The 18,916-nt window shown below is 67.7% G+C and carries 17 protein-coding genes and 2 pseudogenes; 15 read left to right on the top strand and 4 right to left on the bottom strand.

The window, feature by feature from the left end; translation table 11 throughout:
• The 4 genes from IG194_RS11620 (at nucleotide 1) to IG194_RS11635 (ending at nucleotide 2,435) form a co-directional block, all read left to right on the top strand.
• Nucleotides 1–486 carry a flavin reductase family protein gene (locus IG194_RS11620; protein WP_043316331.1) on the top strand — a complete coding sequence of 162 codons (486 nt, stop codon included), beginning with the start codon at nucleotides 1–3 and terminating at the stop codon, nucleotides 484–486.
• Nucleotides 487–677: 191 nt separating this feature from the next.
• Nucleotides 678–1,073, top strand: a complete 396-nt coding sequence (locus tag IG194_RS11625) for a carboxymuconolactone decarboxylase family protein (protein WP_058487762.1) — start codon at nucleotides 678–680, stop codon at nucleotides 1,071–1,073.
• A 41-nt stretch (nucleotides 1,074–1,114) separates the two neighbouring features.
• Nucleotides 1,115–1,867, top strand: a complete 753-nt coding sequence (locus IG194_RS11630; RefSeq protein WP_043316329.1) for a GntR family transcriptional regulator — start codon at nucleotides 1,115–1,117, stop codon at nucleotides 1,865–1,867.
• A gap of 4 nt (nucleotides 1,868–1,871) precedes the next feature.
• Nucleotides 1,872–2,435: an NUDIX hydrolase gene (locus IG194_RS11635; RefSeq protein WP_043316327.1), complete on the top strand. Its 564-nt coding sequence runs from the start codon at nucleotides 1,872–1,874 to the stop codon at nucleotides 2,433–2,435.
• A 337-nt stretch (nucleotides 2,436–2,772) separates the two neighbouring features.
• Here the strand turns inward: IG194_RS11635 and IG194_RS11640 are convergent, their stop codons facing one another.
• The gene (locus tag IG194_RS11640; protein ID WP_058487763.1) at nucleotides 2,773–3,066 is read right to left on the bottom strand and encodes a DUF1330 domain-containing protein; all 294 of its coding nucleotides are present in this window, start codon (nucleotides 3,064–3,066) and stop codon (nucleotides 2,773–2,775) included.
• Nucleotides 3,067–3,143: 77 nt separating this feature from the next.
• On the opposite strand from IG194_RS11640, the gene ribBA reads away from it, so the two are divergent.
• From ribBA to IG194_RS11665, 5 genes are all read left to right on the top strand, one after another.
• Nucleotides 3,144–4,274, top strand: a complete 1,131-nt coding sequence (gene ribBA / locus IG194_RS11645; RefSeq protein ID WP_058487764.1) for a bifunctional 3,4-dihydroxy-2-butanone-4-phosphate synthase/GTP cyclohydrolase II — start codon at nucleotides 3,144–3,146, stop codon at nucleotides 4,272–4,274.
• Between the two features lie 349 nt (nucleotides 4,275–4,623).
• Entirely contained in the window at nucleotides 4,624–5,649 is a 1,026-nt protein-coding gene (locus IG194_RS11650) for an ABC transporter substrate-binding protein (RefSeq protein ID WP_043316436.1), read from the top strand.
• Nucleotides 5,634–6,581, top strand: coding sequence for an ABC transporter permease (locus tag IG194_RS11655; RefSeq protein WP_024128816.1), 948 nt, complete (start codon nucleotides 5,634–5,636; stop codon nucleotides 6,579–6,581). Before IG194_RS11650 ends, IG194_RS11655 begins: the two co-directional genes overlap by 16 nt.
• Nucleotides 6,582–6,587: 6 nt before the next feature.
• A complete protein-coding gene (locus tag IG194_RS11660) occupies nucleotides 6,588–7,397 on the top strand; it encodes an ABC transporter permease (protein ID WP_043316323.1) in 810 nt (269 codons plus the stop codon).
• Between the two features lie 17 nt (nucleotides 7,398–7,414).
• Complete coding sequence (locus tag IG194_RS11665; RefSeq protein ID WP_058487765.1) at nucleotides 7,415–8,554, top strand: ABC transporter ATP-binding protein; 1,140 nt, start codon at nucleotides 7,415–7,417, stop codon at nucleotides 8,552–8,554.
• A 785-nt stretch (nucleotides 8,555–9,339) separates the two neighbouring features.
• Here IG194_RS11665 and IG194_RS11670 read toward each other — a convergent pair.
• The gene (locus IG194_RS11670; protein WP_058487766.1) at nucleotides 9,340–10,746 is read right to left on the bottom strand and encodes a purine-cytosine permease family protein; all 1,407 of its coding nucleotides are present in this window, start codon (nucleotides 10,744–10,746) and stop codon (nucleotides 9,340–9,342) included.
• A 563-nt stretch (nucleotides 10,747–11,309) separates the two neighbouring features.
• Between IG194_RS11670 and IG194_RS11675 the strand changes: the two genes are divergently transcribed.
• Entirely contained in the window at nucleotides 11,310–11,795 is a 486-nt protein-coding gene (locus IG194_RS11675; protein WP_058487767.1) for a flavin reductase family protein, read from the top strand.
• A gap of 433 nt (nucleotides 11,796–12,228) precedes the next feature.
• Here the strand turns inward: IG194_RS11675 and IG194_RS33300 are convergent, their stop codons facing one another.
• Both IG194_RS33300 and IG194_RS33305 read right to left on the bottom strand, forming a co-directional pair.
• Nucleotides 12,229–12,957 (bottom strand): methyl-accepting chemotaxis protein, encoded by a 729-nt coding sequence (locus tag IG194_RS33300; protein WP_370686638.1) that lies wholly within the window; start codon nucleotides 12,955–12,957, stop codon nucleotides 12,229–12,231.
• Between the two features lie 129 nt (nucleotides 12,958–13,086).
• Nucleotides 13,087–14,403, bottom strand: a pseudogene (locus IG194_RS33305) (cache domain-containing protein); the annotation flags it as partial.
• On the opposite strand from IG194_RS33305, the gene IG194_RS11685 reads away from it, so the two are divergent.
• From IG194_RS11685 to IG194_RS11705, 5 genes and pseudogenes are all read left to right on the top strand, one after another.
• Nucleotides 14,378–15,421, top strand: coding sequence for an LLM class flavin-dependent oxidoreductase (locus IG194_RS11685; protein ID WP_043314501.1), 1,044 nt, complete (start codon nucleotides 14,378–14,380; stop codon nucleotides 15,419–15,421). The pseudogene IG194_RS33305 and the gene IG194_RS11685 overlap by 26 nt on opposite strands.
• A gap of 89 nt (nucleotides 15,422–15,510) precedes the next feature.
• Nucleotides 15,511–15,735, top strand: a pseudogene (locus IG194_RS11690) (helix-turn-helix domain-containing protein); the annotation flags it as partial.
• A gap of 280 nt (nucleotides 15,736–16,015) precedes the next feature.
• A complete protein-coding gene (gene msuE, locus IG194_RS11695) occupies nucleotides 16,016–16,576 on the top strand; it encodes an FMN reductase (protein ID WP_043269707.1) in 561 nt (186 codons plus the stop codon).
• A gap of 11 nt (nucleotides 16,577–16,587) precedes the next feature.
• Entirely contained in the window at nucleotides 16,588–17,775 is a 1,188-nt protein-coding gene (locus IG194_RS11700; protein WP_058487769.1) for an acyl-CoA dehydrogenase family protein, read from the top strand.
• A 9-nt stretch (nucleotides 17,776–17,784) separates the two neighbouring features.
• Nucleotides 17,785–18,912: a sigma-54 interaction domain-containing protein gene (locus tag IG194_RS11705; protein WP_058487770.1), complete on the top strand. Its 1,128-nt coding sequence runs from the start codon at nucleotides 17,785–17,787 to the stop codon at nucleotides 18,910–18,912.
• The last annotated feature ends 4 nt before the right edge of the window (nucleotides 18,913–18,916 follow it).

Consider the following 18,916-nt stretch of genomic DNA (forward strand, 5'->3'; position numbering starts at 1 on the left):
ATGATCGAACCCGGAATCTACAAGGAAGTCATGGGCTCCTTCCCCTCGGGGGTGACCGTGGTCACCACCCTGGACGCCGAGGGCGGCATCGTCGGCATCACCGCCAGCGCCTTCAGCGCGCTGTCCATCGAACCGGCGCTGGTGCTGTTCTGCCCCAACTACGCCTCGGACACCTACCCGATCCTGCGCGACAGCAAGCAGTTCGCCATCCACCTGCTGTGCGCCGACCAGCAGGCCGAGGCCTACGCCTTCGCCGGTAAGGGCAAGGACAAGGCCAAGGGCATCGACTGGCACCTGAGCGAGCTGGGCAACCCGCTGCTGGCCAAGGCCACGGCGATCATCGAGTGCGAGCTGTGGCGCGAGTACGACGGCGGCGACCACGCCATCATCGTCGGCGCGGTGAAGAACCTGATCCTGCCTGAAAAGGAGGTGACGCCCATGGTCTACCACCGCGGCAAGCTCGGCGCCCTGCCGCAGTTGGCCTGATCGTCCCGTCCTCGTGGGAGCGAGCAAGCTCGCTCCCACAGGTACAGGAGAAACACTGACGCAGGATGGCGTTGAGCGAAGCGATACCCATCACCACGGCCGCATGGGTTTCGCAAGCTCGCCCTATCCTGCGAGAAGCATCTCGGAGCAGCCGGCAGACAGTTGCTCCTATATGAAAGAAGGAGCATGCGATGAGCAACGAGAAGTACGACAAGGGCCTGGCGATCCGCACCCAAGTGCTGGGTGAGGCCTACGTGAACAAGTCGCTGGCCGCGGCCGACGACTTCGGCAAGCCGCTGCAGGAGCTGGTCACCGAGTACTGCTGGGGCCACGTCTGGGGCCGCGAGGGTTTGTCGCTGAAAGAACGCAGCATGATAAACTTGGCGATGATTTCGGCCCTCAACCGGCCGCACGAACTGAAGCTGCACATCCGCGGCGCCCTGCGCAACGGGCTCAGCCGCGAGCAGATCCGCGAAATCCTGCTCCAGGTCGGCATCTATTGCGGCATCCCGGCGGCGGTCGACAGCTTCCGCCTGGCCCGCGAGGCCTTCGCCGAGGCCGATGCCGATGCCGAGACCCAGGGCTAGGCCGCTTCACCCTACGGACAGCCATTACCAGAGCGGACCACATGAAACGCTTGCCCCTCGACGATAGCTTCAAGGTCAACCGCAACCCCGTGACCCTGCGCGAGATTGTGCTGGACAAGCTGCGCGGCGCCATCCTCAACTTCCAGCTGCTGCCCGGCGACCGCCTGGTCGAGCGCGACCTCTGCGACCGCCTGGGCGTCAGCCGCACCTCGGTGCGCGAGGCCCTGCGCCACCTGGAGTCCGAGGGGCTGGTGGAGTTCGCCGACGCCAAGGGCCCGCGGGTGGCCATCATCACCCTGGCAGACGCCTGCGACATCTACGAGCTGCGCTGCGTGCTCGAAGGGATGATCGTCCAGCTGTTCACCCTCAACGCCAAGGCCAAGGACATCCGCGCCCTGGAGCGCGCCCTCGAGGAGAACCGCAAGGCCCTGGAGGAAGGCGACCTGCAGCAGGTGCTGGATTCGGTGCAGGGCTTCTACGACGTGCTGCTGGAAGGCTCGGGCAACCGCATCGCCGCCACCCAGCTGCGCCAGCTGCAGGCGCGCATCAGCTACCTGCGCGCTACCTCGGTGTCCCAGGCCAACCGCCGCGGGGCGAGCAACCAGGAGATGGAGAAGATGGTCGCGGCGATCAAGAGCGGCGACCCGGCGGCCGCGCACCAGGCCTCGGTGGACCACGTGCGCGCAGCGGCCAAGGTGGCGCTGGACTACCTGAAGTCCAAGCAGGAAGAGGGTGGCAAGGTCCGCGAGATCGCCACCCCCATCGTCCTCAAAGAGCCGCGCATAGGTCGCTGACGCCATGCCCGCCCCGCGCTTCTGCCCGCAGTGCGGCGGCGACCGGATGGAGCGCCGCCAGCCGCCGGGGGACACCCACGACCGGCTGCTGTGCGGCGCCTGCGGCTACATCCACTACGAGAACCCCAAGGTCATCGCCGGCTGCATCATCGAGCGCGACGGCTGCTACCTGCTGTGCCAACGCGCCATCCCGCCGCGCCCCGGCACCTGGACGCTGCCGGCCGGTTTCATGGAAAGCGGCGAGACCACCGAGCAGGCAGCCCTGCGCGAGGTCTGGGAAGAAAGCGGCGTGCGCGCCGAAATCCTCTCGCCCTACTCCATCTTCAGCGTGCCGAAGATCAGCGAGGTCTACATCATCTTCCGCGCCCAGGCCCTGGAGATCGCCGACGCCTACGGGCCGGAGACGCTGGACCGGCGCTTCTTCGCGCCCGAGGACATTCCCTGGGAGCAGATCTACTACCCGGCGATCCGGCAGATTCTCGAGCGCTACATCGAAGAGCGGCAGGCGGGGGTGTATGGGATCTATATGGGGAATGACGATAGCGGGAAGATTCATTTCATTCGCTGAGCTTCCTGCGCCGCTTCCTCTTTTGTAGGAGCGAGCTTGCTTGCGAATGGCATTTCCCGGCAGCACTGGTGTTTGAGGGGGATCTCGTCCCCTCTCCCCAGCCTTCTCCCTGAAGGGAGAGGGGGCAGTATGTGCCCGCTGGAAGTGAAGTTTCAGTCGGCAAGCAAGGTGTCTGGCTGACGCCGGATTTTCCGTTTCTGCCCAACGGTCCCCTCTCCCTTCAGGGAGAGGGTTAGGGAGAGGGAGCGGAGCCAACCACAAACACCATAGTCACCGGCTGGCACCGTTCGCGAGCAAGAACTAGACGTCCCCCTCGCTCCTACGAAAACCCCCACCCTCAGGGCTCGACGCCCTCGACAATGATCACCTCCGCCCTCGCCGCCCCCTGCCGCTGCGCCCAGGCCTCCTGGTACTCCTTCGACCGATAGCACGCCACCGCCTGCTCATAGGAATCGAACTCGATCACCACGCTGCGCTGCGGCGTCGGGCGGCCTTCGAGGGCTTCGGCGCGGCCGCCGCGGGCGAGGATGCGGCCGCCGTACAGGGCGAAGGCCGCTGGCGCGCGGCGGGTGTATTGGCTGTACTGCTCGGGGTCTGTGACGTCCACGTGGGCGATCCAGTAGGCCTTCATGGCAACCTCTTGGCGATGGATATTTTGTGTATGATGGTATACCAGAATTTTCTGACTGCCACACCCCGGAGCCGGTCATGCCGTTCAATACCACCGAAGAAATCATCGAGGACTTCCGCCAGGGCCGCATGGTGCTGCTGGTGGACGACGAGGACCGCGAGAACGAGGGCGACCTGCTGCTGGCCGCCGAGTTCTGCACGCCCGAGGCCATCAACTTCATGGCCCGCGAGGCGCGCGGGCTGATCTGCCTGACCCTCACCGAGGAACACTGCCAGCGCCTGGGCCTCGAACAGATGGTGCCGAACAACGGCAGCCCCTACTCCACCGCCTTCACCGTCTCCATCGAGGCGGCCACCGGCGTCACCACCGGCATCTCCGCCGCCGACCGCGCGCGCACCGTGCAGGCCGCCGTGGCGCCGGGCGCCAGCGCCGAGGACATCGTCCAGCCCGGGCACATCTTCCCGCTGCGCGCCCGCGAGGGCGGCGTGCTCACCCGCGCCGGGCATACCGAGGCCGGCTGCGACCTGGCGCGCCTGGCCGGGCTGACGCCGGCGGCGGTGATAGTCGAGGTGATGAACGACGACGGCAGCATGGCCCGCCGCCCCGAGCTGGAAGCCTTCGCCGCGCAGCACGGGATCAAGATCGGCACCATCGCCGACCTCATCCACTACCGCCTGAGCACCGAGCACACCGTGCGGCGCATCGGCGAGCGCGAGCTGCCGACGGTGCACGGCAGCTTCCGCCTGGTGACCTTCGAGGACCGCATCGAGGGCGGCGTGCACATGGCCATGGTGATGGGCGAGATAGACCCCGCCGAACCGACCCTGGTGCGCGTGCACGTGATCGACCCGCTGCGCGACCTGGTCGGCGCCGAGTACGCCGGGCCGCCCAACTGGACGCTGTGGGCGGCGCTGCAACGGGTGGCCGAGGAAGGCCGCGGCGTGGTGGTGGTGCTGGCCAACCACGAGTCGTCCCAGGCGCTGCTGGAGCGCGTGCCGCAGCTCACCCAGCCGAGCCGGCCGTTCACCCGCTCGCAGTCGCGCATCTATTCGGAGATCGGCACCGGCGCGCAGATCCTCCAGGACCTGGGCGTGGGCAAGCTGCGCCACCTCGGCCCGCCGCTGAAATACGCCGGCCTCACCGGCTATGGCCTGGAAGTGGTGGAAAGCCTGCCCTTCGACGACTGGAAGCCGGCGACCGAGGCCTGACCACCGGTCGGCCGATACTGGCCGCCGGCCAGCTCGCCGGCGCCCGGACATGTGGATAAAGGCTAGAAAAATCAGTCGATTGCCGCCACCGGGCGGCAGCCGAAAAGCCGCCAGGGACGGCGCCAAGCGGCAATCCACGGGGCCTGGAACGGGGAGGAGACTTGCAGAAAGTTTGGAATACCATAATATGACATTCCGTAGGCCGACGATTGTTCCGCCGCCCCGAACACGGGCAGCCTGAACAACGCTCCGGACAAGGCCGACCCTGACAGGCCCAGATGGCCACTGCTCCTGATGGGCAGGCACAGACCGCCTGCCCGCGCACAAACACAACAACGAGGGCATGTACATGGTGTTCAAGAAACGTGCAGTCGCGGCGACTCTCGCCGCCATCCTGGGCCTGGCCGGCACCGCCGCCAGCGCCGCCGACGCGATCAGCTTCGTCAGCTGGGGCGGCACCACCCAGGACGCCCAGAAGCAGGCCTGGGCCGAGCCCTTCAGCCAGGCCAGCGGCATCCGCGTGGTGCAGGACGGCCCCACCGACTACGGCAAGCTCAAGGCCATGGTCGAAAGCGGCAACGTGCAGTGGGACGTGGTGGACGTGGAGGCGGACTTCGCCCTGCGCGCCGCCGCCGAAGGCCTGCTGGAGCCGCTGGACTTCAACGTGGTCAAGCGCGAGCGCATCGACCCGCGCTTCGTCTCCGACCACGGCGTCGGCTCCTTCTACTTCTCCTTCGTGCTCGGCTACAACCAGGGCAAGGTCGGCGGCAACGCCCCGCAGGACTGGAGCGCGCTGTTCGACACCAAGACCTACCCGGGCAAGCGCGCCCTGTACAAGTGGCCGAGCCCCGGCGTGCTGGAACTGGCCCTGCTGGCCGACGGCGTGCCCGCCGACAAGCTCTACCCGCTGGACCTGGACCGCGCCTTCAAGAAGCTCGACAGCATCAAGAAGGACATCGTCTGGTGGGGCGGCGGCGCCCAGTCCCAGCAACTGCTGGCCTCCGGCGAGGCGACCATGGGGCAGTTCTGGAACGGCCGCATCTACGCCCTGCAACAGGACGGCGCGCCGGTGGGCGTGAGCTGGAAGCAGAACCTGGTCATGGCCGACTTCCTCGTGGTGCCCAAGGGCTCGAAGAACAAGGACGCGGCCATGAAGTTCCTCGCCGAGGCCTCCAGCGCCAAGGGCCAGGCCGACTTCGCCAACCTCACCGCCTACGCCCCGGTGAACCTCGACAGCGTCGGCCAGCTCAAGGGCGACCTCGCCCCCAACCTGCCGACCGCCTACGCTAAGGATCAGATCACCCTCGACTACGCGTACTGGGCCAAGAACGGCCCGGCCATCGCGGCACGGTGGAACGAATGGCTGGTCAAGTGAAAATGACGGCCGTTCCCCACGGCCGCTCCACTCCCGTCGACGGCGCCGCGCGCGCCGCCGACGCGGTGCAAACGAGGTCGCCGATGAAGCCGCAAGGCGTGTCGCCCTGGCGCGGTTCGGCCAAGCTGCTGCCGGCCCTGCTGTTCCTCGGCCTGTTCTTCCTCGCCCCGCTGGTGGGGCTGCTGCTGCGCGGCGTGCTCGAACCCACCCCAGGCCTGGACAACTACGCCCAGCTGTTCGCCAACTCGGCCTACACCCGGGTGCTGTTCAACACCTTCGCGGTCGGCGCGCTGGTCACCCTGATCAGCCTGCTGCTGGGCTTCCCCCTGGCCTGGGCGATCACCCTGGTGCCGCGCGGCTGGGGCCGCTGGCTGCTGAACATCGTGCTGCTGTCGATGTGGACCAGCCTGCTCGCCCGCACCTACTCCTGGCTGGTGCTGCTGCAGGCCTCGGGGGTGATCAACAAGGCGCTGATGGCCCTGGGCATCATCGACCAGCCGCTGGAACTGGTGCACAACCTCACCGGCGTGGTGATCGGCATGAGCTACATCATGATCCCGTTCATCGTCCTGCCGCTGCAGGCGACCATGGCGGCCATCGACCCCATGGTGCTGCAGGCCGGCTCGATCTGCGGCGCCAGCCCCTGGAGCAACTTCTTCAAGGTGTTCCTGCCGCTGTGCCGGCCGGGGCTGTTCTCCGGCGGGCTGATGGTGTTCGTCATGTCCCTGGGCTACTACGTCACCCCGGCGCTGCTGGGCGGCGCGCAGAACATGATGCTGCCGGAATTCATCGTCCAGCAGGTGCAATCCTTCCTCAACTGGGGCCTGGCCAGCGCCGCCGCGGCGTTGCTGATCCTGATCACCCTGGTGCTGTTCTACGTCTACCTGAAAGTGCAGCCGGAATCCCCGGTCGGCGCCAGTAACGCGAGGTAAGCCGCCATGCTGCTCTCCCCCAACGCCATGGGCCCGCGCCTGCGCGGCGGGCTGTACCTCACCACCGGCCTGATCGCCGCCTTCCTGCTGCTGCCGATCGTGTTCATCGTGCTGCTGTCGTTCGGCTCCTCGCAGTGGCTGGTGTTCCCGCCGCCGGGCTGGACGCTGAAGTGGTACGTCCAGTTCTTCGCCAACCCCGAGTGGATGGACGCGGCCCTGGCCAGCCTCAAGGTCGCGGTGCTGACCACCATCTGCGCGGTGGCCCTGGGCCTGCCCACCGCCTTCGCCCTGGTGCGCGGCAAATTCCCCGGCCGCGAGCTGCTCTACGGCCTGTTCACCCTGCCGATGATAGTGCCGCTGGTGATCATCGCCGTGGCGGTGTACGCGCTGTTCCTCAAGCTGGGCTACACCGGCACGCTGTTCGCCTTCGTGGTCAGCCACGTGATAGTCGCCCTGCCCTTCACCATCATCTCGATCATCAACTCGCTGAAGCTGTTCGACCAGTCCACCGAGGACGCCGCGGTGATCTGCGGCGCCTCGCGCCTGCAGGCGGTGTTCAAGGTGACCTTCCCGGCCATCCGCCCGGGCATGGTCGCCGGCGGCCTGTTCGCCTTCCTGGTGTCCTGGGACGAGGTGGTGCTCAGCGTGATGATGGCCAGCCCGACCCTGCAGACCCTGCCGGTGAAGATGTGGACCACCCTGCGCCAGGACCTGACCCCGGTGATCGCCGTCGCCTCGACGCTGCTGATCGGCCTGTCGGTCCTGGTGATGCTCGCCGCCGCGCTGCTGCGCCGGCGCAATGAAGTCAGCGCCTGAGCGCGAGGAGTCAGACAATGAGTGCCGTCATCCAAGAAACCGCGCAGGGCGGAACCCTGGTCAGCCTGCGCAACCTGAACAAGCACTACGGCGACTTCACCGCCGTGGACGACATCAACCTCGACATCCGCGACGGGGAATTCCTCACCTTCCTCGGCTCCAGCGGCTCGGGCAAGAGCACCACGCTGTCGATGCTGGCCGGCTTCGAGACGCCCAGCAGCGGCGAGATCCTGGTGGAAGGCAAGTCGCTGGTGAACGTGCCGCCGCACAAGCGCGACATCGGCATGGTGTTCCAGCGCTATTCGCTGTTCCCGCACCTGTCGGTGCGCGACAACATCGGCTTCCCGCTGGACATCCGCAAGCAGAAGGGCGACGCCCGCGAGCGCCGCGTCGACGCCATGCTCAAGCTGGTGCAGCTGGAGAAATTCGCCCAGCGCCGCCCGGCGCAGCTCTCCGGCGGCCAGCAGCAGCGCGTGGCCATCGCCCGCGCGCTGGTCTACGAGCCGCGCATCCTGCTGATGGACGAACCCCTGGGCGCGCTGGACAAGAAGCTGCGCGAAGACCTGCAGGACGAACTGCGCCACCTGCACCGCCGCCTCGGCATCACCATCGTCTACGTCACCCACGACCAGGAAGAGGCCATGCGCCTGTCCCAGCGCATCGCCATCTTCAGCCACGGCAAGATCGTCGGCCTGGGCAGCGGCTACGACCTCTACCAGAACCCGCCGAACACCTTCGTCGCCTCCTTCCTCGGCAACTCCAACTTCCTCCGCGTGCAGGCCCAGGGCAACGCCGCGACGCGCTTCGAGAGCGCCAGCCTGGCCATCCGCCCCACCGGCGGCCTGCGCGAAGGCCAGGACCTGGTGTTGATGATCCGCCCGGAAAAGGCCCTGGCCCTGAGCGCCGAACAGGCCGCCGCGCAGCCCCTGCAAGCCGGCTGGAACGAAGTGGGCGCCACCGTGCAGGAAGTGGTGTTCCTCGGCGAGAGCCAGACCTGCAGCGTGACCACCGTGGGCGGCACCGCGCTGACCCTCAAGGCCCTCTCCGGCGGCCAGCCGCTGCACCCGGGCAGCCCGGTGCGCGTGCGCTGGGCCGCGGCCGACGCCTGCGTCTACAGCCAGTGGAACGAAAGCGACCTGGTGAAGGGCGCGCACTGACCCTTTGAAGTCCCTTGCGCCTCCGGCCGTTGTGGCGGCCGGGGGCTTTTTTTTGCCTGCTCCATTCCCCTGTAGGAGCGCGCCTTGCGCGCGAAATCGCGGGCAGGGCCCGCTTACCTACCTCCCAGCAAATATGACCCCCGTAGGATGGGTTGAGCGAAGCGATACCCATCGCCGTGGCAGCATGGGTTTCGCCAAGGCTCAACCCATCCTACGAAAAGCGCCTCGGTGCAGTCGGCAAGACAGTTGCTCCTACAGATTGCCGGGAGGCACGGCATTCCTCCCTCGTAGGAGCGGACCTTGTCCGCGATAGCCGGAACCACCGGCGCGCCTCGCGGATAAGATCCGCTCCTACGCCACCCCACCCACACCATTCCCCTGTAGGAGCGCGCCCTGCGCGCGAATCGCGGGCAGGGCCCGCTCCTACAGATTGCCGGGAGGCACGGCATTCCTCCCCCGTAGGAGCGGACCTTGTCCGCGATAGCCGGAACCACCGGCGCGTTTCGCGGATAAGATCCGCTCCTACGCCACCCCACCCCCGCCATTCCCATGTAGGAGCGCGCCCTGCGCGCGAATCGCGGGCAGGGCCCGCTTACAGGCGAACCGCATGGCACGGCGTTTGTTCGCGAGCAAGCTCGCTCCTACGAAGGGCACCTCGGCGCAGTTACAGGTTGACGCCAAGTCTCCCGTCCATGCCTGCCCGCCAATCCCGCGCCCTTTCCCGCAGGCAAAAAAAAGCCCCGCCAGAGCTGCTCTCGGGGCGGGGCGGAGAGTGGGACGAGAAATCAGTCGGCCAGGCCCAGGCGGCCCTGCTGCAGGCTTTCACGTGCCTGGCCGCGGGTGGCCAGGCAGTAGTACAGCGGGCAGGTCACCAGCAGGCCGGCCAGCCAGGACAGGTCGGCGCCTTCCAGGTAGTTGGCGTAGGGCCCGACGTAGAGCGCGGTGTTGGCGACCGGCAGTTGCACCAGGATGCCGATGGCGTAGGCGATGATCGCGTGCGGGTTGAAGCGCCCGTAGATGCCGCCGTCGGCGCGGAAGATCGAGGCGATGTCGTAGCGCCCGCGCTTGACCAGGTAGAAGTCGATCAGGTTGATGCAGGCCCAGGGCACCAGGACCAGCAGCAGGGTGAGGATCAGCCCGATGAACTGCGAGATGAAGTTCGCCGAGGCGCTCAGCGCCACCAGGCAGCTGCCGGCCAGCACCACCGAGGACAGCGCCACGCGCAGGCGCACGCTGGGCGTCCAGGCTGCGGCGAAGGTCTGGATCGAGGTGACGATGGAAAGCACCGCGCCGTACAGGTTCAGCGCGTTGTGGCTGATGATGTTGAGCAGGAACAGCACCATCAGCGCCGGGCCGAACACGCCGGTGGCCTGCTTCACCGCGGCCATGGCCTCGGTGCCTTCGGGCGTGGCCAGCACCGCCACCGCGCCGAAGCTGAACGACAGGCTGGTGCCCAGCACCGCGCCGAAGAAGGTGGCGAAGAACGGCCTGGCGATGCCGACGCTGGCCGGCAGGTAGCGCGAGTAGTCCGAGGTGTAGGGCGAGAAGCTGACCTGCCAGATGATCCCCAGGCACAGGGTGGCGACGAAGCCGGAGAGGTTGAAGCCGCCACGGCTGAAGAAGTCCGCCGGCAGCTGCTGGCAGAAGATCCACGCGAAGCCCACCAGCAGCGCGCCGCCCATCACCCAGGTGCCGATGCGGTTGAGGGTGTGGATGAAGCGGTAGCCGATCACGCCGATGGCGGTGGCGCCCAGGGCGCCGAGCAGGATGCCCGCCGGCAGCGGCACGGCCGGGGCGATGCTGTGGATGGATTCGCCGGCCAGGACGATGTTGGAGATGAAGAAGCCCAGGTAGATCAGCGCGGTGAAGAACACGATCAGCAGCGCGCCGTAGCGGCCGAACTGGCCACGGCTCTGCACCATCTGCGGGATGCCCAGCTGCGGCCCCTGGGCCGAGGCCAGGGCGATGCCGACGCCGCCGAGCATGTGCCCGAGGAAGATCGCCAGCAGGCCCCAGAGCAGGTCCAGGTGGTAGACCTGGACCACCATGGCGCCGGTCACCACCGGCAGCGGCGCGATATTGGTGCTGAACCACAGGGTGAACAGGTCGCGCGCACGGCCATGGCGCTCGGCCGGGGGCACGTAGTCGACGGTGTGGTTCTCGATGAGCGGGGTGGACTCGGTATGGGACATCTTCTGGCTCGCTGCGGATGGCCGGGCGCGGGCGCGGAGCGGCCGGCCACGAGGCCGACGGCGTTCCACTGCGGGCGCGGACAGTCGGGAATCGGGGTTGCGGGATCAGGCCGCGGGCGGCCTGGCGCCGGACCGGCGGTCCAGGGGCGGGTGCAACCTCGGGGAATCATCGAGCCAGGCCCGGTCGGGGGCGCGGCGGGGGAACATCATGCACAGCATCTTCTTGTCTTCTTTGTACGAAAGCTACGTATGTATTTGCCTTGGGCAGCAAGCCCCGGAAAGGGCCGGCAGGCATGCCAAGGCGAAGACCATATTATGGTATTCCAATATTCCGGCAAGCCTTTTCCTCGCCAACGGCTCCGACCATGGTCTACCCGGACGCCCTTCCCGGCACCCCGCCGAAGCCTTGGAGCCCAGTCCACATGCGGATTCCAGCCGCCTGCACGACGTTCGTCGGCAACCGACTGGCGGTCATCCAGGGGCTTGAACTTTCAATAATACGGTATACCATCAGACGAAAATAATTCCTCCAACGCCCGCCCCCGTGGCAGCAGGTACCCGCAATGATCGACGCCAACATCTACAAGCAAGTCATGGGCTCCTTCCCCTCCGGCGTGACCGTGATCACCACGCTGGACGAGGACGGCCAACTGGTGGGCCTGACCGCCAGCGCGTTCAGCTCGCTGTCGATGGACCCGGCGCTGGTGCTGTTCTGCCCCAACTACACCTCCGACTCCTACCCGGTGCTGATCCGCCGCAAGCAGTTCGCCATCCACCTGCTCTCCGCCGAGCAGCAGCGCGAGGCCTACAGCTTCGCCAAGAAGGGCAAGGACAAGGCCCTGGGCATCGACTGGCAACTGAGCGAGCTGGGCAACCCGTTGCTGGAAGGCGCGACTGCGGTGATCGAGTGCGAGTTGTGGCGTGAGTACGAGGGTGGGGATCACGCGATCATGGTCGGCGCGGTGAAGAACCTGGTGGTGCCGGAACAGCGGGTGCAGCCGATGGTTTATTGCCGTGGGAAGATGGGGGCGTTGCCGGCTTTGGCGTGACGCCGATTGCCAGCGAGCTTGCTCGCGAACGGTGTTTCCCGGGGCGTAGGTGCTGGGTTCAAGAGCGCCCTCTCCCCAACCCTCTCCCGCAAGCGGGAGAGGGGGCTGTCCTGAGCGGCGGTTTCGCTCGGCCTTCTGAAGGGGCGTTCCGGTGCGCTTGGATGTTTCTCTGGAAATCCGTACGGCGTTATCCGCCGAATCGCGGACAGAGTCCGCTCCTACGCCCATGCGAGCAACTGTCTTGCCGGCTGCGCCGAGGTGCTCTTCGTAGGATGGGTTGAGCTTGCGAAACCCATGCGGCCACGGTGATGGGTATCGCTTCGCTCAACCCATCCTACGGGGGTGTTGCCGGAGGGCGAGCGGACTTTGTCCGCGATTGGACTCACCGGCCACACCGGACACCCCGGTGGCACGAACAGCCCCACCACCTCGATCAGGTCCTGAACCGCGACACCAGCCGATTCAACTCCTCCGACAGCCCATTCAACGTCTGCGCATCCCCCCGCGTGGCCTCCGCCAGCCCCGCCACTTCCTGGGCGTCGCGGTGGATCTGGGCGATGTGCCGGTTGATCTCCTCCGCCACCTGGTGCTGTTCTTCCGCCGCCGTGGCGATCTGCGCGTTCATGTCGCGGATCACGTCCACCGACTCGCGGATGGCGCCGAAGCAGGCGCGGGCCTCGCGGATGGAGCCGACGGTGCGCTGCGAGGCTTCCAGGCTGGATTGCATCTGCCGGCCGGTGTCGTGGGTGCGGCGGGCCAGGTTGCCCAGCAGCGCGTCGATCTCGCCGGTGGATTCGGCGGTGCGCCGCGCCAGCGCGCGGACCTCGTCGGCCACCACGGCGAAGCCGCGGCCCTGGTCGCCGGCGCGGGCCGCCTCGATGGCCGCGTTGAGCGCCAGCAGGTTGGTCTGCTCGGCGATGGAGCGGATGGTGCCGAGGATCGACTGGATGTCGTTGCTGTCCTGCTCCAACTGGCGCATGGCGCTGGCCGAGCCGGCGATTTCCTCGCTCAGGCGGCCGACGCTGTCCACCGCCTCGTCGATCTGCTGCTGGCCGTCGTGGGCCTGGCGCTGGCCGCTGTCGGCGGAAGTCGCCGCCTGGCTGCAGGAGCGCGCCACCTCGTTGGCGGTCATGACCATCTCGTTGAACGCCGTGGACACCATGTCCACCGCCTCGCGCTGGCGCGCCGCGGCCTCGGCCAGGGCCTGGGAGGTGCCGCTGGCGCTGCCGGCGCTCTGGTGGATGCCGGAGGCGGCCTGGCCGATGTGCTGCACCAGGCGGCGGATGGCCTCGAGGAACTGGTTGAACCAGCCGGCCAGCTGCGCCGTCTCGTCGCGGCCGCGCACCGCCAGGCGTCCGGTCAGGTCGCCGTCGCCCTGGGCGATGCCTTCCAGGCCATCGGCCACCGCGCGCACCGGGCGCACCACCAGGCCGGCGAACACGGCGCCCACGCCGGCGAAGCCCAGCGCTATCACCGCGGCGATCAGGCCGACCAGCCAGGTCAGGTGCGTCGCCCCGGCCATCACCTCGCTTTCCTTGATCAGGCCGACGAAGCGCCAGCCCAGGCCCTCCGACGGCCAGACGTTGGCCAGGTAGCGCTCGCCGTCGATCTCCACCTCCACCAGGCCCTTGTCGGCGCTGGCCAGGCTGGCATAGCCGGCGCCCAGCTCGCCGAGCTTCTTGAAGTTGTGCTCCGGCTGGTGCGGGTCGACCAGCACGGTGCCGTCGCCTTCCATCAGCATCAGGTAGCCGCTGTCGCCCAGGCGGATGCCCTTGACGATGTCGGTCAGGCGCTTGAGCGAGACGTCGATGTTGACCACCCCGCCCTGCTCGCCGAGGCGGTTGGCGAAGGTGCGCACGCTGCTGACCAGCACCACCTTGTCCGCCGCCCAGTAGTAGGCATGGGTACGCAGGGTGCGGCCCGGCTGGGCCATGGCCGCCTGGTACCAGGGGCGGTTGCGCGGGTCGTAGCTGGCCAGCTTGTCGTCGCCCGGCCAGAAGGCGTAGCCGCCGTCGCGGGTGCCCAGGGATACGTAGGCGTAGTCCGGGTGGCTATGGGCCAGGCCGGCGAACAGGTCGAACACCTGGCGGTCCTGCTCGCCGGCCGGGTGCTGCGCGGCGTCGGCGCCGATGTACTGCTTGAGGCTGCCGTCGATGGCCTGCAGCTGCGGGTGGGCGGCCAGGTACTCGACGTTCTGGGCGATGCCGTCGAAGAACAGCTGCATGGCGTTCTCCACCTGGCGGATTTCCCGGCTGCTGCTGTCGATGAAGCCTTCCCGCGCCTCGCCGCGCAAGTTGAAGATCACCAGCACGGCGACCAGCAGCACCGGCAGGCTGGCGATGGCGGCGAAGGCCAGGATCAGTTTCTGTTTGAGGTTCATCCTTAACTCCTTGGGGTGGCGCCGGGCAGAAACGCCTTGCAGATATTCCGTATTATGGTATACCAATAAACCACGGACACCCAGCACGCTTGTGGCCAATCGCCATGACCGCGCCCATTCCCCGAAGCAGCGCTGCGCGCAGGCGCATCCCATCCGCCGGCCCGCCCAGCGCCGGATACAAAAAAGGTTCGAGGTAAGCGATATGAAATTTTCCCTGTTCGTGCACATGGAGCGCTACGACGAGCAAACCAGCCACCGCCAACTGTTCGAGGAACTCACCGAACTGACGCTGATGGCCGAGGCCGGCGGCTTCAGCACCGTGTGGATCGGCGAGCACCACGCCATGGAATACACCATCTCGCCCAGCCCCATGCCGCTGCTGGCCTACCTGGCCGCCCGCACCGAAACCATCCGCCTGGGCGCCGGCACCATCATCGCGCCCTTCTGGCATCCCATCCGCGTGGCCGGCGAATGCGCCCTGCTCGACGTGATCAGCAACGGCCGCATGGAAGTGGGCCTGGCCCGCGGCGCCTACCAGTACGAGTTCGACCGCATGGCCAACGGCATGCCGGCCACCGAGGGCGGCAAGTACCTGCGCGAGATGGTCCCGGTGGTGCGCGCGCTGTGGCAGGGCGACGTGGCCCACGACGGCGAGATCTGGAAGTTCCCCACCGCCACCTCCTCGCCGCGGCCGATCCAGAAGCCCACCCCGCCGATGTGGATCGCCGCGCGCGACCCGGACTCGCACAACTTCGCCGTGGCCAACGGCTGCAACGTGATGGTCACCCCGCTGATGAAGGGCGACGAGGAAGTGGTCGACCTGAAGAACAAGTTCGAGGCGGCCCTGGCCAACAACCCCGGCGTGCCGCGCCCGCAACTGATGGTGCTGCGCCACACCCACGTGCACAGCGCCGACGACCCGGAAGGCTGGAAGGTTGGCGCGCAGGCCATCTCGCGCTTCTACCGCACCTTCGACGCCTGGTTCGGCAACAAGCAGACCCCGGTCAACGGCCTGCTGCCGCCCAGCCCCGAGGAAAAGTTCAAGGAGCGCCCGGAGTTCGAGCTGGAGAACATCCGCAAGAACACCATGATCGGCACCCCCGAGGAAATCATCGCGCGCATCCGCCACTACCAGGAGCTGGGCGTCGACGAGTTCAGCTTCTGGGCCGACAACAGCCTGCCCTACGAGCAGAAGAAGAAGTCCCTGGAACTGTTCATCAAGCACGTGGTGCCGGCGTTCCGCTGAGTGCCCACCCAGGCTTCGCAACGACAACGCCGGTCAGCAAACTGACCGGCGTTGCGCATTCAGGCCCAGCTCACCAGGAACCGGCGCCCGCCACCCTCGGCCGCCTGTGCCAGGAACAGCTGGGCATGACGCCCATGGCGGCGATCAACGCGCGCCTGGTGCTGGAAGCCAAGCGCGAGCTGGCCCACTCGCGCCAGAGCATCAAGGCCATCGCCCACGACCTGGGCTTCTCCGACGTCGGCTACTTCAGCCGCTTCTTCCGCAAGCACACGCAGTTGTCGCCCAGCGAGTTCCGCGGCCAGGGCGCCGCCTGACGCGGCTTGCGGCCCTTATATTCAATTAAAGAATAATAAAATCTGAATTTATTCTTTTTTACCTCAACCTCGATTCCTCTATAACTGCGCAGGAATCGACGGCCGCTCCACTGTTGTGCTGCCAACAGTTGCCCAGCAGCAACTAGCCGCCAGCCAACAGTTCGCCCAGCAACACTTGATGAATACCCATACCAATCAATGACTTGAGTCCTGGCACAGGTCTTGCGAAACCCGACCTGAACCCGCCCTGCCGGCAGGGCAACAGCACAGGAAACCGAACATGACTGCCCCCTTGAAAGTGGTCGCCGTATCCGGCGGCGCCTATCGCCCCTCGCGCACCCTGGCCCTGACCGAGGCCATCCTCGCCGAGATCGGCCGCCACCTGGACGCCGAGGTCCAGCTCATCGAGCTGGCCGACATCGCCCGCCCGGTGGGCGGCGCCCTGAGCCGCGCCGAGCTGCCGGAGGCCGTGGAGGCGCAGCTGCGCGCCATCGAGGGCGCCGACCTGCTGCTGGTGGCCTCGCCGGTGTACCGCGGCTCCTACCCCGGGCAGCTCAAGCACCTGTTCGACCTGATCGGCCAGGACGCGCTGATCGGCACCCCGGTGCTGCTCGCCGCCACCGGTGGCAGCCAGCGCCACGCGCTGGTCATCGACCACCAGCTGCGCCCGCTGTTCAGCTTCTTCCAGTCGCTGACCCTGCCGCTGGGCGTGTACGCCAGCGAGGCCGACTTCAAGGACTACCGCATCAGCTGCGAACTGCTCCAGGCGCGCATCCGCCTGGCCGTGGAGCGCGCCCTGCCGCTGTTCGGCGACCACCGCGCGCTGCGCCGCATCGCCTGAGGAGCCGCCCGATGAATTCGCCGGCACAAGCCTCCATCCTCAGCCCGCTGCAACTGGCCCGCCAGCTGGCGGCGGAATTCGCCGAAAGCGCCGTCGAGCGCGACCGGCTCGGCGGCACGCCCAAGGCCGAGCGCGACGCCCTGCGCCGCAGCGGCCTGCTCGGCCTGGTCATCCCCAAACAGTACGGCGGCCTGGGCGCCAGTTGGAGCGAGGCCCTGGAAGTGACCCGCGAGTTCGCCCGCGTCGACAGTTCCATCGCCCACGTGTTCGGCTTCCAGCACCTGATGCTGGCCACCGTGCGCCTGTTCGCCCGCCCCGAGCAGTGGCAGCCGTGGTTCGAGCAGACCGCGCGCAAGCACTGGTTCTGGGGCAACGCCCTGAACCCGCTGGACACCCGCACCGTGGTGAAGAAGTTCGACGGCTGGCGCGAGTTCTCCGGCAAGAAGAGCTTCTGCTCCGGCGCCAGCGACTCGGAAATGCTCATCGCCTCGGCGGTGGACGAAGGCAACGGCGGCAAGCTGCTGATCGCCGCCATCCCCAGCGGCCGCACCGGCATCACCCTGCACAGCGACTGGGACAACATGGGCCAGCGGCAGACCGACAGCGGCAGCGCCACCTTCGAACGGGTGCGCGTGGAGGAATCCGAGCTGCTGCTCGACCCGGGCCCGCTGAGCACGCCCTTCGCCTGCCTGCGCCCGCTGATCGCCCAGCTGCTGTTCGCCAACCTGTTCCTCGGCGTGGCCGAGGGCGCCTTCGAGGAGGCGCGGCAGTACAGCCTCAAGGAAAGCCGCCCGTGGTTCCGCTCCAGCGCCCGCAGCGTCGGCGAGGACCCGTACGTGCTGCGCCACTACGGCGAGTTCTGGGTCGGCCTGGAGAGCGTGCGCCTGCTGGTCCAGCGCGCCGCCGCGCTGCTGGACGAAGCCTGGCGCAAGGAACACGCCCTGGGCACCGAGGAGCGCGCGCAGCTGGCGGTGGCCATCGCCACCGCCAAGGTCGCCGCCAGCCGCAGCGGCCTGGACATCTGCAACCGCCTGTTCGAGGTCACCGGCGCCCGCGCCACCCACGCCTCGCTGCGCCTGGACCGCTTCTGGCGCAACCTGCGCACCCAGACCCTGCACGACCCGCTGGACTACAAGCTCCACGAGCTGGGGGACTGGGCGCTCAACGGCGCGCGGCCGACACCCACCTTCTATTCCTGAGGCAGAGACATGCAACTGCTGACGCTACCCCCCTCCCCCGCACTGGCCACCTCGATCCGGGCGACCGCACAGGTCTTCGAAGACCCGAAATCGCAGGCGCTGCTCGCCCATCTGCAACAGGTCGCCCCCAGCGAGGCCAGCGTCCTGATCATCGGCGAAACCGGCACGGGCAAGGAGCTGGTGGCGCGGCACATCCACAACCTCAGTGGGCGGCGCAACGGGCCCTTCGTCGCGGTGAACTGCGGGGCCTTCTCCGAATCGCTGGTGGAGGCCGAACTGTTCGGCCACGAGAAGGGCGCCTTCACCGGCGCCCTGAGCGCCAAGGCCGGCTGGTTCGAAGAGGCCAACGGCGGCACCCTGTTCCTCGACGAGATCGGCGACCTGCCGATGGCCATCCAGGTCAAGCTGCTGCGCGTGCTGCAGGAGCGCGAGGTGGTGCGCCTGGGCTCGCGCAAGAGCATCCCGATCAACGTGCGGGTGCTGGCGGCCACCAACGTGCAGCTGGAACGGGCGATCAACGCCGGGCACTTCCGCGAGGACCTGTACTACCGCCTCAACGTCGTCACCCTGCAACTGCACCCGCTGCGCGAGCGCCCCGGCGACATCCTGCCGCTGACCCGCCACTTCATCCGCAGCTACAGCGAGCGCCTGGGCTACGGCCAGGTGCAGCTCAGCGCCGAGGCCGAGCGCAAGCTGGTGGGCTACGGCTGGCCGGGCAACATCCGCGAGCTGGAGAACGTCATCCACCACAGCCTGCTGACCTGCCGCGACGGCCTGGTACGCGAGGACGACCTGCGCCTGTCCAACCTGCGCCTGGAGCGCCAGGAGGAAGCCCCCGCCGGCCATGCCGGCAGCCCCGCGGCCAATGGCGGCGAGTCCGCCGAGGAACAGCTGCAGCGCGCCTTCCGCCGCTTGTTCGAGGAATCCGCCGGGGCGCTCTACGAACGCGTCGAGGAAAGCCTGCTGCGCGCCGCCTACCGCTTCTGCCACCACAACCAGGTGCACACCGCCAACCTGCTGGGCCTGTCGCGCAACGTCACCCGCACGCGGCTGATCGCCATCGGCGAGCTGGTGGTGAACAAGCGCCGCGGCCCGGAACAGGCGCTGGACAACCGCGTGGTGCGGCTGTCCATCTGAGCCC

The sequence above is a fragment of the Pseudomonas sp. ADPe genome, assembly GCF_014843515.1.
Taxonomy (GTDB): domain Bacteria; phylum Pseudomonadota; class Gammaproteobacteria; order Pseudomonadales; family Pseudomonadaceae; genus Pseudomonas; species Pseudomonas citronellolis.

Bases quoted from the DNA above. Each gene is read 5' to 3' on its own strand.
- IG194_RS11660 (WP_043316323.1), top strand. From the start codon at position 6,588: ATGCTGCTCTCCCCCAACGCCATGGGCCCGCGCCTGCGCGGCGGGCTG.
- IG194_RS11700 (WP_058487769.1), top strand. From the start codon at position 16,588: ATGAATTCGCCGGCACAAGCCTCCATCCTCAGCCCGCTGCAACTGGCC.
- IG194_RS11655 (WP_024128816.1), top strand. From the start codon at position 5,634: ATGGCTGGTCAAGTGAAAATGACGGCCGTTCCCCACGGCCGCTCCACT.
- IG194_RS11675 (WP_058487767.1), top strand. From the start codon at position 11,310: ATGATCGACGCCAACATCTACAAGCAAGTCATGGGCTCCTTCCCCTCC.
- IG194_RS11625 (WP_058487762.1), top strand. From the start codon at position 678: ATGAGCAACGAGAAGTACGACAAGGGCCTGGCGATCCGCACCCAAGTG.
- msuE (WP_043269707.1), top strand. From the start codon at position 16,016: ATGACTGCCCCCTTGAAAGTGGTCGCCGTATCCGGCGGCGCCTATCGC.
- IG194_RS11630 (WP_043316329.1), top strand. From the start codon at position 1,115: ATGAAACGCTTGCCCCTCGACGATAGCTTCAAGGTCAACCGCAACCCC.
- IG194_RS11670 (WP_058487766.1), bottom strand. From the start codon at position 10,746: ATGTCCCATACCGAGTCCACCCCGCTCATCGAGAACCACACCGTCGAC.
- IG194_RS11650 (WP_043316436.1), top strand. From the start codon at position 4,624: ATGGTGTTCAAGAAACGTGCAGTCGCGGCGACTCTCGCCGCCATCCTG.
- IG194_RS11640 (WP_058487763.1), bottom strand. From the start codon at position 3,066: ATGAAGGCCTACTGGATCGCCCACGTGGACGTCACAGACCCCGAGCAG.
- IG194_RS33300 (WP_370686638.1), bottom strand. From the start codon at position 12,957: ATGGTGTCCACGGCGTTCAACGAGATGGTCATGACCGCCAACGAGGTG.
- IG194_RS11620 (WP_043316331.1), top strand. From the start codon at position 1: ATGATCGAACCCGGAATCTACAAGGAAGTCATGGGCTCCTTCCCCTCG.
- IG194_RS11685 (WP_043314501.1), top strand. From the start codon at position 14,378: ATGAAATTTTCCCTGTTCGTGCACATGGAGCGCTACGACGAGCAAACC.
- IG194_RS11705 (WP_058487770.1), top strand. From the start codon at position 17,785: ATGCAACTGCTGACGCTACCCCCCTCCCCCGCACTGGCCACCTCGATC.
- IG194_RS11635 (WP_043316327.1), top strand. From the start codon at position 1,872: ATGCCCGCCCCGCGCTTCTGCCCGCAGTGCGGCGGCGACCGGATGGAG.
- IG194_RS11665 (WP_058487765.1), top strand. From the start codon at position 7,415: ATGAGTGCCGTCATCCAAGAAACCGCGCAGGGCGGAACCCTGGTCAGC.
- ribBA (WP_058487764.1), top strand. From the start codon at position 3,144: ATGCCGTTCAATACCACCGAAGAAATCATCGAGGACTTCCGCCAGGGC.